We start from the raw sequence: 14754 nt of genomic DNA, 5'->3' as shown, positions 1-14754 counted from the left end.
CGGCGTTTTTCTTGTCTCTCTGTTCGGTCCGCTCTCACCGCAGCGTGATGTTCACCGCGCGCTCCCGGCCGTAGCTGAGGAGCTCGTCGAGCGAGCTTTCCTTGCCGATTCCGCTTTGCTTGAATCCACCGAACGGCGAGCCTGACGGTCGCCTGCCCGTCCCGTTGACGCTGATGTAGCCCGACTCGATACGGCGGGCGGTCTTCAGGGCCAGCGAGATGTCGTTGGTCCAGACGTTGCCGGTGAGGCCGACGTCGAGTCCGTTCGCGTCGTCGAGCATCTGCTCGTAGTCGGTCCAGCGCAGCACCGAGAGCACCGGGCCGAAGATCTCCTCTCGAGCGATCCGCATCGTCATGTCGACGTTTCCGAACACGGTGGGCTCGACGAAGAATCCGCGGTTGACGCCGGTGGGCAGGCCCCCGCCGTACAGCAGCTTGGCACCGTCGTTTCGTCCGGCCTCGATGAACTCCAGGACCCTGTTGTGGTGCGCGCGGAAGGCCAGCGGCCCCATGTCGGTTCCGGGGTCCAGCGGATCCCCGACCTTCAGGCCAGCGACCGCCTCGACGAGGTGCGCCACGAAGTCGTCGTAGATGTCCCCGTGCACGAACGCACGCGAGGTGGATCCGCAGGACTGTCCCATCGAGCGGGCGAAGTTCATCGCGCCGACGGCGCCCCTCGCGGCGTCCGCTGGGTCGGCGTCCGGCATGACGATCAGAGGATTCTTGCCACCCAACTCCAGGCTGACGTGCTTGATGTACGGCGCTCCCAACTCGGTGATGCGGGCGCCGGTGGCAACGCTGCCGGTGAAGGCCACTCGCGGCACCGCTGGGTGACCTGCGAGCAAGGCACCCACCGTCGCGCCTGGGCCGGTGACGATGTTGTAGACGCCAGCCGGAAAGACGTCCCTGACCAACTCACCCAGGCGAAGTGCCGACAGCGAGGTCTGCTCCCCCGGCTTGATGACAACCGGAGCGCCGGCGGCGAGCGCGGCCGCGCATTTCCCGGCGGCGAACTTGATCGGATGGTTGAACGGGACGATCCGCGCGACGACCGGGTACGGAACGAACTCGGTGAAGGTCACCGCGCCCGGACCGGACGGGAACGTGGTCCCCTTGGTCTCGCTCGCCAGGCCCGCGAAGTAGCGGATCTCAGCGACGGCGCTCGTCACGTCCGCACGCATACTCTTCACGGGCAGGCCGGCGTCGAGCGCGTCGAGCAGCGCCAACTCCTCGCGGTGAGCATCGAGCACGTCGGCGTACACGTGCAGCACGCGCGCGCGTTCCTCCCACGGCAGTTCGCTCCAACTCCTGGATGCGCGCCGCGCCGCCTCGACGGCGCGGTGGACATCCGCGGTGGTCGCGATCGGCAGCGCTCCCAGCCGCGCCTCGGTCGTCGGATTCTCCGACGGCATCGTCGCCCCGTCAGACGCCTCGACGATCTCGCCATCAATGAGCATTCCGCGGAGCGGAACCTCGGTTTCATGGCCCTGATCCATGGTCACCTCTGCGCCCTGCGATCAGTCGATCCAACTGGCTCGACTGGACCCTGCAACAAACCATTTGGTGGTATGACCATAAGCCCAAACCCCTGGAATGTCTCTACCTCGGGGCGAGAAAATACGAGGAGGACGGCTGCGACGAAACGTTGCGCCGCAGGCACAACCGGTAATCGGGCGGGCCAGGCGGGGCTGTGGCTTGCGGCAAGCCTGCGACTTCTCGGCGACGGGGGCAGGTCACCGTGGTTGGCGGGGAGCCACGCCCGCCATACCAGCCACCGCCCCTTTCGAAAGCGTTCCTGCAAGGAACCGTGACCGATCGCGGCCCCGCCCTCCGCGGCCCGGACCTCTACCGCGAGCAGGACATCGACCTGGTCTGCGAGTGGGCGAGTCCGGCCGGCTGACCCGACCCACCACCGGAGCCGGCGAGGCGACCACGCCGCAAGCAGCAGTTCGTCCGTCCGCTATTACCGGACCGGCCGGCTCGTGTCGATCGACACGGTGGCTCTCCGCAGGACTACCTGGCCGTCGGCAAGCTCCTCGAGACCGGGCGATCGATCCCTGCGCCGGCGCCGTGGATCGGGCGGTCCCGCTCACTCAACGGATCCGGGCCAGCAGCTGAGGGTCGGACGGGGACCTCGGCCCGGTCACCCCCGGGACTCGTCCGCCACCAGGTCTTCGACCAGGATCGCCGCTCCTGGTCGGGCCTCGACGAAGACCGCCTCGCCGGGCTGGAGCCGCGCGTCGAGGTCATAGCTGCGGACGAAGACCGTGGCCGCACCCAATTTGACGGCGTAGTCCCAGGCGTCGCCGCGGAAGATGCCGCGCTGGACTGTGCCAGGCCACGAATCCGCAGAGATCCGCCGACGGTCGATACGCAGTCCGGATGGACGTATGGCGACCACTGTCGGCGATCCCGTCGGCACCGCCACCGGGGTAGCCACCTCCAGCGTGCTGTCACCGAGCCGCACCCGGACGGTCCCTTCACCGACAGCGACGACCTCACCCCGCAGTCGGTTGGACAGCCCGAGGAAGCGGGCCGTGACATGGCTCGTCGGTCGCCGATAGACCTCCTCGGGCGTGCCGGACTCCACGAGCCGGCCTTGATCCATCACGATCACCTGATCGGAGATCGCCAGCGCCTCCGCCTGATCGTGGGTAACAAAGACGGTGGTGATCCCGAGCTGCTGCTGCAATTGCCGGATTTCGTCACGCATCCGGTCCCGGAGTTCGGCATCGAGGTTGCTCAGCGGCTCGTCGAGTAGCAGGATCTTCGGGCGGCGTACCAGGGCTCGAGCGAGAGCGACCCGCTGCTGTTGACCACCAGAGAGCGCGGTGGCGCTGCGAGCCGCGTAGGCACCGAGACCCACGAGGTCGAGCGCTTCGGCCACCCGCTCCTTCTGCTCGCTCTTCGGCAGGCGCGGCCGCACCACGCGCAACGGGTAGCCGACGTTCTGCTTTACGGTCATGTGTGGCCAGATCGCGTACGACTGGAACACCATGCCGATGGCGCGCCTGTTGACCGGCACGAAGACGTTCTCCGCGTCGCCGAATGCCAGCTCGCCGTCGATCACCAGTCGGCCGGCCGTGGGACGCTCCAGCCCCGCGATCATCCGCAGGGTCGTGGTCTTCCCACACCCGCTGGGCCCCAGGAGGCTCACCAGCGAGCCGGCAGGGACCTCGAAGCTCACACCGTTCACCGCACCAACGGCGTTGGAGGCCTTCCCGAAGTTCTTACGCAGGCCCTCGACCCGAATCACGCCAACCACACCTCTCTCACTGCACAGGAGGAGCGGGACGGCGCCCGCCCGTCGGGAACGGTCTACGACGTCCGGACGCCGAAGCGCCGGCTCAGGAGGTTGACGGCGCCGATCACCACGCAGGCCATCAGGGTCATGACGACGCCGAGCGCTGAGACGACGGTGAACTGGCCGTCGGACCACAGCTCGAAGACCGAGATCGACACGACCTCTGTCTTCTGGGTGTAGAGGAAGATCGCCGACGACAGCTCCCGGAACGAGATGATGAAGGTGTAGAGGAAGGAGGCCGTGATCGCCGGGACGAGCAGCGGCAGGTAGATCCGCCGGAACGTCCTCGCCCACCCGGCCCCCGATGCAAGCGAGGCCTCTTCGAGCTCGGCTTTGATCTGGCTCACGCCGGGGACCAGGTAACGCATGCCATAGGGCAGCGCATGCGTCACCATCGCGACCACCAGGATCGCGAGCGTTCCGTACAGCCGCACGGGGAGCGGCGCCACCAGGTACCAGTAAAGGGTCGACACGCCGAGGATGATGTTCGGCACGGCGATCGGCACCGTCGCGAAAGCGTCCAGAGTCGCCCTGCCCGGCAGCTGCGTGCGCACGATGACGTAGGCCGAGACCGCGCAGATGGCGGTGACAACCACCCCGGCAGCGAGGGCGATCTCCAGGCTGTGCGTCATCGCGCCCAAGATGCTGGACGAGTTGAACAACTCGCTGTAGTTGCCCCACGTGAGGTGCTTGATTTCCGCCGGATCCAGAGGCCGGTAGCTCGGGAGCAGCGAAGCCCAGGCCAGAATCAGCATCGGGAGGACGGTCGTCACGACGAAGAAGACCATGATCGCCAGTACCGCGACCCACCGACAGGGGCCAAGATCGGTGAGTGTGGGCCGGTAGCCCTTGCCCGTGATCGTCCCTTGTCCCTCGACACCACCACCAAGGCGCCGAGCTGCCCAGAGCCCGAGCACGGCGATCACCAGGACGATGACGCCGATCACCGAGACCGACCCGTAGTCCGGCGGGAACGAGCGCAGCGACGTGAAGATCTCGGTGGAGAACACTCGTTTGTGGACTGCGGAGCCGATGAGCTGCGGCACCTCGAACGAGGACATCGTCTGCACCAGCATCAAGAAGATCGCGCCGAGGACGGCGGGACGAATCAGCGGGAAGGTGATCGTGCGGAAAACCGTCGCCGGGTGCGCTCCCGAGGCTGCGGCCGCCTCCTCGAGCGAGGAATCCATCGACGAGAGCGACGCGACGCCCATCAGGAATGCGATGGGCGCGACATGCATCGACTGCACCAGGATCATGCCGTGCATCGAGTACAGGTCGAACGCCGGCAGGCCAAGGTATCGGAGCAGCACGTTGACGGGACCGGTGTCGGGGGCCAAGAGCAGGCCCCAAGCGACCGTGTTGAGGATGCCCGGGATGATGAGCGGCACCAATGAGGCGACCAGTGCGAAACGTTTGGCCGGCGCGTTGGTCCGCACATAGACCCAGGCCAGCGCGAAGCCGACGGTGACCGAAGCGAGTGCGACGCCCCCGGCGTAGGTCAGCGAGGTCACCAGGGTCTCGCGGAACGCCGCGTCGGTCAGTGTGCGCTGGTAATGCTCGAGAGTCCAGGTACCGGTCGTGCCGAGGAAGTCCGAACGCAGGCTCGAGTAGAGCATGGTCACCAGCGGCACGATGGTCAGGTAACCCACCACGAGCACGGCCACGATCGACACAACGGACTGCGTGCTCACCCGCCGTCGGAGCCAGGTCACAAGGGTACGCGGTCCCGCTGAGGCGGTCCCCGCCTCAGCGCGCTGCAGCGTGGCCATCGAAGTCGTCCAGGCTCAGGTCGGCACGGGGGTAGGCGGCTCCGCTCTGCGAGATGCCCATCGCGACGCAGGTTTCGGCGAACCGGATGCCGACCGACTTGGTGTTCAGCACGGGGACGCCCACCTGCCTGCTGAGCGACTCGGGGGAGACGACGTACGGGATCAGGGCGCCACCCAGCGGGATGATGATCTCGGCCCCATCGCGCTCGACCTGTTCCTTCATCACGGCTACCGCCAGCGACTCGATCTCCTCGCGCCGGGAGACCAAGTCCTGACCGTAGACCTGAATCGGACGCACGCTCGTCACGAACCGGTCCATCGCGTAGCCATTGATCAGCCGCCAGGTATAGGGGACGTGCCCGTCGAGCGGCACCATCACCCCGACCCGGGTCGCGAGCGTCGTCGCCACGTGCAACGACGTACGGAACAGCCCGACGACCGGGATGCCGACGGCCAACCGACCCGCCTCGACCCCGGGGTCGAACGTGTTGCTCTGCACAACGGCGTCGTACCCCTGGACCTGCGCCCACACAATCTTTCGGACCAGCGCCGGGGTCTCGAGCGCATGGTGCAGACCCGTGAGCACGCTCTGCTCACCCATCCGCTGGAACACGCGAGAACCGGCAAAGTCGTCCGGGTAACACAGGTCGAGTTCGGTACCCGGCGACGCGTAGCCGCGCAGCAGCTTCTCCACGCGCTCGTGCCTGTCTTGGTCCCCGGTGAAGGGAGACTGGCTCAGGAACATCATCTTCATGGCGCGCCTCAGGAGTTAACCGCTTTGTCGAACTCCGAGCTGAGTTTGTTGTACTCGTCCGGCGGGCGCGACGGGTCGGCCCAGGCCGGTGTCCAGGTCTTGGGGTCCCATAGCGTGGTGTTGTTACGGACGTCCCCACGGATCGAGATCTTTCCCGCGGCGTCGACGACGACCTGCTGGCCCTCGGCTGACAGCAGCCAGCTCTGGAACAACATGGCAGCGTTGCGGTGTGGGGGATTCTTCGCGAGGCCCGAGAGTGTCAGCACGGCCGGCAGTGGGTTCGAGTTCACGAAGTCGGTCCGCGTCGGGTCGGTCTTCTTGAACGCCGCCGAGGCGGGTCCGTACGCTGCCACGGCAGCCAGGGTCTCCCCCGCCTGCATCTCGGTCAGCTGCTGCGTGTGGTTGGGGGTGATCCGCGGCGAGTTCGCAGCGAGTGCCTTGACCAGCTCCAGGGCTTGGTCGTGTCCCATGCTGGAAACGAGGCTGTCGTACCAGTCGACGGACTCGGGATCGATCGAGAACTTGCCCTTCCACTCCGGCTTGGTGAGGTCCTGCCACGTCGTCGGGGGTGTGAGGCCCGCCGCCTTGACGGCCTGCGGGTTGTACGCGAGGACCGAGGTATTGATGTACACCACACCCTCGTAGCCCTCGGGGAGGGTCAGCCCGGAGGGCAGCGCGGGAAGGCCCGCGACATGGAAGCCTTGGAGGGCACCAGCCTTCTGCAACTGTCCGATGTAGGTGGCGTTGCCCGAGACGACATCGGCGTTGAACTGACCACCGCGCTGCTCGGTCAGGATCCGGCTGGAGAGCTGGTTGGCGCTGAGGCGCAACGTGGTCACCTTGATGCCCGGATAGGCCTTCTGGAAGGCGCCGATGATGGGCGCGCTGTTCTCCTTGGTGAACACGGTGTACCAGTTGACCTCGCCCTCCTTGGCCGCAGCGTCGGCCAGTTCGTCCATCGTCTTCTCGGGCCAGATCTCGGCCGCGGCGCCGGCGTTGCTGTTGTCACCGCCGCAGGCGGCGAGGCCCAGTCCCATCACCAACGTCAGCGCCAGGATCGCCGCCCTGGGCGCCGCGAGGCGCCGCGCCCTGCAATGAAGCTTCATGTGATCCGTCCTCGAGTGAGTGGGAGAGAGGGTCATGCCAGGTGGGAAGGCTGGGCCGGCGTCGTCATGAGCCGGCCGTACGCCGGCCGGTCGACGTGATTGCCCACCATGTTTAGCGAGTACCAGATCTTCGCCTGCTGGCCCGCGACAACTGCCACCCCGAACTCGCGTTCGATGTCGGCGACCAGCGGCGCCACCAGCCACGCACCACCGGCGATGAACACGCAGTCGGCATCCGGGTGCTGGCGCAACGCCCGTTCGACCAAGCGGAGCGCCACGTCGACCCCCTGCTCGAAGCTGCTCTTCACCTGGTCGGCGGTGTGGGCTTGGGCAACCGTGCCGACCAGATTGACCCCCGCCGACGCGAGCGAATCCGCGACGCGCGCGTTGAGCTGGTCGTCCCACTTGTTCGTCATCACGACCCGCTGTGCGCCAAGGGCTCGGAAGGCAGCGTTGACGGCATCGATGCTGGTGCCGCCGCGCAGGCCAAACTCGGTCCGGCAGCGCTCCCGGAACTCCGCGGAGTAGTCCGGGCCGAGGTTGTAGAGCATCGGCAGGCCACCCAGGACCACGAAGTCCACCCGACGCTTGGCGAGCTGCGCAAGACAGCGCGTCAGGTTGGAGTCGACGGCTTGGCGAGCCGCGTCCCCGGAGAAGCCGGACAGCCCGATGCTGATCATCGAGGCGATCGCGTTGTCGGGCGCCAGGCGATAGAACTCGTACGGGCAGGTGTCGATGATGTCGAGCGGGTTGACGTAGCCGATGCGGCACGTCGGCAGTTCGACGCGATGCGGGGCTTCCCCGGCGGCGGGGGTTATGTCGACCATCCGATATGTCCTCTCAGAGTCCTTGACTCCGTGTGATGCGGTAGGCGGCGCTCGACAGCGCGACGATCGCTGCGGTGACCACGACGCTGAACGCCGCGAGCTCGGTCACTGCCCCGTTCTGGTACAGGTCGAAGATCGCCACGGAGATGACCTGGCTGTCGGGCCCCGACAGCAGCAGAGGAATGGCGAGCTGGCTGCTGCTGTTGAGGAACGTGAAGATGAAGCCTCCGGCCATCGCCGGCAGGGTCAGTGGGAGCACCACGCGACGGATGCGGGCCCAGAATGCCGCCCCGCTGGTGCGGGCGCTGTCTTCCAGATCGGGATGCATCTGAACGATGCCCGCATGGGCATAGCGCATGCCGTACGGCAGGTATCGCATGGTGAACGCGATCGCCAGAATCCAGATGGTGCCGTAGACGGGGATCGGCGACGCTATGTAGGTCCGGAGAACGGCAATGCCAGCCACGACGCCCGGGACCACCAGTGGAAGCGAGGCCAGCAGGTCGAGGCCACGCCGACCGCGAATCGAGGTACGCGCCATCACCCAGGCCGCACCGAGTGAAATGGCCATCACTGCCACCCCGCTCACCACGCTGACCACGAGGGTGTTGCCGACCGACCGGACGATTCCGGACCGCCCGAGCGCACTGGCGTAGTTGTCCAGGGTGAGGCTCTGGAGGGCCTCCCAGGACACGGTTCGGTAGTAGGGCAGCAGCGAGGCCCAGACCAGGACCAGCAGCGGGGCCAGCACCAGCAGGAGCGTCGCCCACGAAATGATCCCGCCGACGATGCGCAGCCGGCCGAGGTCCACCACAGCCGGCCGGAAGCCCTTGCCGGTGACGGTCGCGAACCGCTCGCCCGAAGCAGTCTGCCGGCTGTAGCCCCACAGCAGCACCGCGACCAGGACGATCAGGATCACGGCGTACGCCGACGCCGAGCCGTACTCGGGCACCAGACCGCTCTTGATCTGCAGGTAGATCTCGGTGGTCAGCACCTTGACCCCACCGGGGATTCCGATCAGTGCCGGGGCCTCGAATGACTCCAAGGTACGGATCAGGCTCAGCATCAGGGCGGCGAGCGCGCTGGGGAGCGCCATCCGGATCGTGATCCGGCGGAAGACCGTCCACCGGGACGCGCCGGACACCAGACCCGCCTCCTCCAAGCTCGGGTCCATGAACTTGAAGGGCGTGACCATCAGCAGGAAGACAACCGGCGTCCACGAGAGGCTCTCGACGAGCACCATGCCGCCCATCGAGAAGATGTCGAAAAAACCACCCTCGAGCCCGATCCGATGCGCCAGGGTGTTGATGAGCCCGGCGTCAGGCCCGAGGAGCAGGATCCAGCCGATGACGTTGATCACGCCCGGCACGGCCAGCGAGACGAAGGCCGCGACGTAGATCGCGCCCTTGCCCGGGGTGTTGGTCCGTTCCACGAGCCAGGCGAGCCCCGAACCCGCGACGATGGCGATCGCGGTGCTGCCCCCGGCGTAGATCAGCGAGTTCTTGAGCAGTTCGAGCGAGGCGACGCCATCCGACAGGATGCCTTGGAAGTTCTCCAGCGAAACAGGCCCCGGTCGCAGGCCGTCCCAGCTGTGCATGCTGGTGCTGACCAGGAAGACCAGCGGCGGGACCACCAGGATCACCAGCAGCGATCCGACCACGGTGGCCACCCACGTCTCCGCTTGGGGCAACGGTGGCCGCACCAGGGACCACGTGCGGACGACTGGACGCACGATCGACATCAGCTCGGCTCTCTCTTCGTCCGTCATTTCAGGAGCAGATCGCGCATGTCTTTTTCCCACTGCGGGAACGCGCTCGAGTAGTCGTCCCTGGTGTCGATGTAGATCTTCTGGAAGGACTTGTCACCGGCCATGTCGGTGCGAGCGGAGTCGTAGCCCTTCGAACGGTAAATCTCCTGGCCCTCCTTCGAGAGCGCGAAGTCGACATAGAGCATGGCGGCGTTCGGATGCGGCGCGTTGACCGCGAGGGCGAGGGCTGTCGGTACGGCGATCACCGGTTCGACCGGCTGCCAGGCGATGGGCGCGCCCTTGGCCCGGCTCACACTGACGTGCGAGTTGTAGATTGTCGGCGAAAGCGCGACCTCGCCGGACACGATGAGGTCGGCCAGCGCCCGTCCCGACACGTTCTGGCCCCGGATGTCCTGCTTGGACATCTGCTGGACGAACTCCTTGCCCTTCGTGAGCTCCAGCGCGGCGATCCATCGCACGCCAGTCGCGCTGGTGGGCAGGACGATCTTCCCCTTCCACCTGGGGTTCAGGAGGTCCTCGACCGTCCGCGGAACGTCCGTAGCGGCGACCAGCTTCGTGTTGTAGCCGAGCCCGAGGTAGGACTCGCGGACGCCCACATAGTGATCGCGTACCGCGTCGGCGGCGTACGCGCCTTCCTCGGGCGAGGTGAACTTGGAGAGCAGCCCGGCATCACCGAGCGCGCCGAGCGCGCCGGTCGTGGTCTCGATGATGTCGACGGTGTGCCGACCGCCCGAAGACTCCTCGGAGATCCTCCGGGCAAGGTCGGAGGAATCACCCTGAGTCACCTTGATCTTGACGTCCGGGTACTTCTTCTCGAAGGCAGCGACAATGGCGTCGGTGATGTCACCGGTCGGGTTGGTGTAGAGCTCGAGCTCCCCCTCCTTCTTCGCGCCCTCGAGCAACTTCGCCTGACGGTCCGCCCCGGTGTACGTCGCGACGGCCAGCACGTCGGCGGACCCCTGGTCCCCCGAGCCCTCACAGGCAGCGAGGAGCGCCAAGCCAACCATCCACGCACACACACATGCGACGGCGCGAGGCTTCCTCGCCGCACTCCTCGTCAACCGACTCATGGCTCACGTCTCCTCCGGGGCAGTCGTCCACTGCTCAAACCAGGACGACGTTGGACTGATGGAAATATGGACTATCCATTACGGATTTGATTGCTATCACACATGGCGGCCGATAGGAAGAGCGCCGTCCAGTTCAGAGGCCCAGCCGACGCCGACGCGGCCACAAGGGGAGCGGGCTCCGCGCGCCTGCGCCGACTTCCAGCGCTCCCAGGCCCACGCCCTGCCGGCCTGCGACTTCCTGGAAACGGTCACCCCGTTCGTGGCGCGGATGTACGGGTTCGCGGTGATCGAGCACGCCAATCGGCGGATCCGGATCCTGGGTGCCACCGCCCACCCGACCGCATCCTGGATGGCGCAAGCCGCGAAGAATCTGGTCATCGACCTCGAGGACGGCGGCTGCCGGGCGCGGTTCCTGATCCGGGACCGCTACGGGAATTCACCGAACTGTTCGACGCAGTCCTCAAGGATGCGGGAACCGAAGTCGTCTCAGCGGCGTAGAGGCGCACCCGTACATGATGGGCGGCGGCTGGCGCATGCTCGACATCGTCGACGTGCTCGAGCAGGACCTCGAGGTGCCGGTCCTGCACACCGTCCCGGCCCGGGTGTGGCACACGCACCGCCACTTCATGGTCGGCGAGAAGCGGACCAGCTTCGGGCGCCTGCTGGCGGTCTCTGACCGCCAGCGACCTGCTGATCAGCAGAACGGGGAGCCGCCTTCAGACGGCCCCCCGTTGCGCTTGCTGATCACTTCCAGACATAGTCCGGGTTCGTGTACGCCTCGTCCGGCATTAGCGTGGTCAGGCCGCGCTCGGCCAGTTCGCGCTCGAACATCGCACGCACCTCGGGGTCCTCGGCGACGTACTCGATCTGGTCGTTCGCGTTGACGACCTTCTCGGTGTAGCCGTTCAGCTGGATCGGGGGGTGGATCGCCAGGTAGCGGGCGGGGTTCGCGCCGAGGTTGAAGTGCTGGTGGAACCACCGGTTCGGGGGCACGAACATCGAGCCCTCCTGCCAGCGGACGATCACCTTCTCGCCGCCCTCGGGCCACATCACCGAGTAGCCCTCGCCGCCGGGGATGAGGATGGCGCGACCGGGACCGTGGCGGTGGCCCTTCTTGTAGGTGCGGGAGGCAAAGACGGACATGTGCGCACTCATGTCGGTGCCGGCGAACTGGATCCGGACGGTGCGGCTACCTGCGCCCCGCTCCTCGTTGGTGTCGAGCCGGTCCCAGGCGAGCATGTCGGGGAACAGACGCCCGTACCAGTAGGCGACACCCTTGCCGCGCTGCCCGTTGATCCACCGGTACCCCTCGCCGCCCGGCACGGTGCGGGCGTCGGAGTAGGCGTCGCCGTCGACGGTGATCGGCGCCGGCAGCCGGTAGGGGTTGTTGAGGAAGTAGTCGGGGTCGGTGACGACCGACAGCGCCAGCGGCAGGTACGTGTAGTGCACCAGGCGGACGGTCGTGTCGCCGCTGAGGTTGCGGAACTGGCGGGTGGTGTTGGCGGGAACGAGGAACATCGCGCGCGCCGACCACTCGAAGGACTGCGAGTGGCCGCTGCCGTCGGAGACCTGGGTGCTGCCGTTGCCCATCAGGACGTACACGACCTCGTCAATGCCGACCTTGTACGCCTGCAGCGTCGCGCCCGGAGGGATCTCGGTGACGCGGGTCTCGCTCACGCCCTCCTGGCCCATCAGCTGGACGAAGGCGGTGTTGCACTGCCGCTCCTCCCACCAGCCGAGTTCGACGGTGCGCAGGTCGGACACCGCATAGCCGGTGTGGATCGGGACGCCGAGGCTCTCCATCCACTCGTCGTAGACGAACCTCGCCCGCGGCTCGACCGCAGCTTCGACACTCATCGCTTGCTCTCCTTCTGGTTGCTCGCCAGGACTTGGGTTCGGGTTGATCGCTATCGCGTCAGGAACGTCAGGGATTTCACCGTCACCGGGACGGCGCCGACGGCGCCGAGCGGGCGGCCGATGTCGAGGTAGTCCAGCTCGCCGACCGCGACGCCGTCGACCGCCACGAGCGGACCCGCCCAACCGACTTCCACCCGCAGGATGCGGCCCAGCGCGTGGGCGACGTCGGCGTCGAGGACGACGTAGAGCGGGCGCGCCGGGTCGGCCACCTTGACGAGTTCCTCGGCAATGCCGCGCAGCAGCCGGTAGTCCGGATCGGCTGTGACGGCGAGGGCGTACGCCACCTGCGGGGCATGCCCGTCGATCTCGAATCGCCGTGCGGTGGCCGCGAGCGCCTCGGCCAGCCCGGCGGACTTGCCCGCCGTCGCTGCCACCACCTTGAGGCCGGCCACGGGCAGGACGCCGTCGTCGAGGAAGCTGGTGATCCCGCTGGCCTGGACGCTGTGCTGCCCGGCGCCGAGGACGGTGGCCCGGATGCCCTGCGCCGGCTCGATCACCTGCGCGCCCAGGCCGCTGGCGGCCAGCCGCTTGCGCAGCTCTGTGCCGAGCCGGAGGCCGAGGTCGCCGAAGTCGCCGGTCTCGCGTCCATAGATGTGCTCGGACACGCCGCCGGAAAAGACGATGGTGCCGATGTCGTCAAACGTCTCGGCCGGCAGCTCGCCGGTCACCCAGAGGCGGTGGAGCAGTTCGTCGGGGGGCTGTCGGTCGATGACCTGGAGCACCAGGTCTGCCATCAGACCGGTCAGCGCGTCGAGGACGGGTTCGTCGAGGACGTCACCCACGTCCGCGGACGAGCCGAGGAGGTCCAGCATCCACCGGCCGGGCGGCTCGACACGGGTGAGTCGGCAACTGCCGTCGAAGGCGACCAGCCTGGCCCCGACGCTGAAGGCGCCGGTGTGCAGAACCTCGCCCGCCGACACGACCGACAGCTTGGTCGTACCCCCGCCGATGTCGACGTTGAGGACACGCTGGCCGGTAGCGGACAGTGCCACGGCGCCGGATCCGTGGGCCGCGAGCAGCGCCTCGTAGTGCGGGCCAGCCGCTACGCAGACGAAGGCTCCGGACCGGGCGGCAAACGTCGTCGCGAGCTCTTCGGCGTTCGGCCGGTTCGCGGCCTCGCCCGTCACGATCATCACGCCCGTGTCGATCTCGACCGGCGTGAAGCCGGCCTCTCGGTACGCGGCGTCGAAGAAGCCCTGCAGGGCTGCCGCATCGATCAGCGAGTCGTCCCGGTAAGGAGTGAGCGTGACCTGCGAGCGGTAGAGTTCCGTGCGCTCGGCGACGACGAACTGGTTGGACAGTTCGACCCCGAGCCGCTTGAGCACCAGCCGGGAGATCGTCAGATGCGACGTTGCCGAGCCGACGTCGAGGCCGGCCGAGTGCAAGGTCAGGCGCTCGATGCCGTCCATCTCCTCGGCGTCCTCAGGTACCGGCTCGGTCTCCCACGCATGGCTGTGGCCGTGATCGTCGTGATGGCCGTGGCGGTGGAGGCCGTGATGGTGGTGGTGGCCCTGGTGGTGGTGCTCATACATGGGCCGCCTCCTGCGTCGCGGCGGGGTAGGAGCGCACTGCGTTGGGCCGGGACAGCACACCGGCGGCGATGGCAGCCGCGGCGAGCCCTTCGGCGGTCAACGCGGCGACCGGGCCGATCACACCGGCCACACCACCGACGAGGGCGTCCCCTAGTGCCAAGCCGCCACGGGAGGACACCTGGTAGATGGCCGTCACCACGCCGCCCAGCTCGTCCGGGGTGTCCAACTGGATAGCCGCGTGGCGGATCGTCGTCGCCTTGGCGTCGGAACCCGGCGAGCAAGGCGGCGAGGAACGCGTCCGGCTGCTCGCGGCCATCGGGTACAGCGCCTCGATCGTCCTGCTCGGCCAATCCGACGTGGCGGCGATCGGGCCGAGCGTGACGAGGTCACCCTCCTCCACGACGAAGCTCACGTCGTTGACAGCGAAGACACGGCCGCCGGTCTCGGCGCTGCCCTTGCGGCCCCTGTGCTGACGCTCACCGTCAAACGTCTTGCGCAGGCTCGCAACCTCCAGCATCGGCCTTCCTCTCGCCATCGGTTAGGTCTTATGGACTGACCATAGTCATGCTGTCGGGCCACCACAACGCCCCGTGCATAAGCCCCGTTCCGGAAGCCCGTCGCACTCGCAGCTGGGGGTTCACAGCATCGTCAGAGCGTGATACAAACCACGTGGCATGACCATTAGACCTTCAACTCAATGACGTG

11 protein-coding genes are annotated in these 14754 nt (G+C 67.3%); all 11 read right to left on the bottom strand.

Annotated elements, in window-relative coordinates:
* Nucleotides 1-34: 34 nt before the first annotated feature.
* The 11 genes from AC0OLQ_RS16965 to AC0OLQ_RS16915 all read right to left on the bottom strand — a co-directional run bounded on the left by AC0OLQ_RS16965 (nt 35) and on the right by AC0OLQ_RS16915 (nt 14566).
* Complete coding sequence (locus tag AC0OLQ_RS16965; protein WP_484532371.1) at nt 35-1495, bottom strand: aldehyde dehydrogenase family protein; 1461 nt, start codon at nt 1493-1495, stop codon at nt 35-37.
* A 647-nt stretch (nt 1496-2142) separates the two neighbouring features.
* A complete protein-coding gene (locus AC0OLQ_RS16960; RefSeq protein WP_484532147.1) occupies nt 2143-3255 on the bottom strand; it encodes an ABC transporter ATP-binding protein in 1113 nt (370 codons plus the stop codon).
* A gap of 62 nt (nt 3256-3317) precedes the next feature.
* Nucleotides 3318-5075 carry an ABC transporter permease gene (locus tag AC0OLQ_RS16955; protein WP_484532146.1) on the bottom strand — a complete coding sequence of 586 codons (1758 nt, stop codon included), beginning with the start codon at nt 5073-5075 and terminating at the stop codon, nt 3318-3320.
* Nucleotides 5053-5829 carry an aspartate/glutamate racemase family protein gene (locus tag AC0OLQ_RS16950; RefSeq protein ID WP_484532145.1) on the bottom strand — a complete coding sequence of 259 codons (777 nt, stop codon included), beginning with the start codon at nt 5827-5829 and terminating at the stop codon, nt 5053-5055. The genes AC0OLQ_RS16955 and AC0OLQ_RS16950 overlap by 23 nt, the downstream gene beginning before the upstream one ends.
* Nucleotides 5830-5837: 8 nt before the next feature.
* Nucleotides 5838-6935, bottom strand: coding sequence for an ABC transporter substrate-binding protein (locus tag AC0OLQ_RS16945; RefSeq protein WP_484532144.1), 1098 nt, complete (start codon nt 6933-6935; stop codon nt 5838-5840).
* 32 nt (nt 6936-6967) lie between these two features.
* A complete protein-coding gene (locus tag AC0OLQ_RS16940) occupies nt 6968-7762 on the bottom strand; it encodes an aspartate racemase/maleate isomerase family protein (RefSeq protein WP_322440887.1) in 795 nt (264 codons plus the stop codon).
* Between the two features lie 13 nt (nt 7763-7775).
* Nucleotides 7776-9431 (bottom strand): ABC transporter permease, encoded by a 1656-nt coding sequence (locus tag AC0OLQ_RS16935; protein WP_484532143.1) that lies wholly within the window; start codon nt 9429-9431, stop codon nt 7776-7778.
* A gap of 95 nt (nt 9432-9526) precedes the next feature.
* The gene (locus tag AC0OLQ_RS16930; RefSeq protein ID WP_484532142.1) at nt 9527-10477 is read right to left on the bottom strand and encodes an ABC transporter substrate-binding protein; all 951 of its coding nucleotides are present in this window, start codon (nt 10475-10477) and stop codon (nt 9527-9529) included.
* A gap of 867 nt (nt 10478-11344) precedes the next feature.
* Nucleotides 11345-12457: a cupin domain-containing protein gene (locus AC0OLQ_RS16925; RefSeq protein WP_484532141.1), complete on the bottom strand. Its 1113-nt coding sequence runs from the start codon at nt 12455-12457 to the stop codon at nt 11345-11347.
* 50 nt (nt 12458-12507) lie between these two features.
* Nucleotides 12508-14049, bottom strand: a complete 1542-nt coding sequence (locus AC0OLQ_RS16920) for an ethanolamine ammonia-lyase reactivating factor EutA (protein ID WP_484532140.1) — start codon at nt 14047-14049, stop codon at nt 12508-12510.
* The gene (locus tag AC0OLQ_RS16915; protein ID WP_484532139.1) at nt 14042-14566 is read right to left on the bottom strand and encodes a hypothetical protein; all 525 of its coding nucleotides are present in this window, start codon (nt 14564-14566) and stop codon (nt 14042-14044) included. Before AC0OLQ_RS16915 ends, AC0OLQ_RS16920 begins: the two co-directional genes overlap by 8 nt.
* Nucleotides 14567-14754: the final 188 nt, after the last annotated feature.

It is taken from the genome of Micromonospora sp. Utrum1, from assembly GCF_057197805.1.
The sequence above is the reverse complement of the archived record's forward strand: the minus strand, read 5'-3'. Positions and strand labels throughout refer to the sequence as shown.

What these genes read in the sequence shown, in the direction of transcription:
- AC0OLQ_RS16965 (WP_484532371.1), bottom strand. Translation starts at nt 1,495, where the DNA reads ATGGATCAGGGCCATGAAACCGAGGTTCCGCTCCGCGGAATGCTCATT.
- AC0OLQ_RS16955 (WP_484532146.1), bottom strand. Translation starts at nt 5,075, where the DNA reads ATGGCCACGCTGCAGCGCGCTGAGGCGGGGACCGCCTCAGCGGGACCG.
- AC0OLQ_RS16920 (WP_484532140.1), bottom strand. Translation starts at nt 14,049, where the DNA reads ATGTATGAGCACCACCACCAGGGCCACCACCACCATCACGGCCTCCAC.
- AC0OLQ_RS16915 (WP_484532139.1), bottom strand. Translation starts at nt 14,566, where the DNA reads ATGCTGGAGGTTGCGAGCCTGCGCAAGACGTTTGACGGTGAGCGTCAG.
- AC0OLQ_RS16945 (WP_484532144.1), bottom strand. Translation starts at nt 6,935, where the DNA reads ATGAAGCTTCATTGCAGGGCGCGGCGCCTCGCGGCGCCCAGGGCGGCG.
- AC0OLQ_RS16950 (WP_484532145.1), bottom strand. Translation starts at nt 5,829, where the DNA reads ATGAAGATGATGTTCCTGAGCCAGTCTCCCTTCACCGGGGACCAAGAC.
- AC0OLQ_RS16940 (WP_322440887.1), bottom strand. Translation starts at nt 7,762, where the DNA reads ATGGTCGACATAACCCCCGCCGCCGGGGAAGCCCCGCATCGCGTCGAA.
- AC0OLQ_RS16925 (WP_484532141.1), bottom strand. Translation starts at nt 12,457, where the DNA reads ATGAGTGTCGAAGCTGCGGTCGAGCCGCGGGCGAGGTTCGTCTACGAC.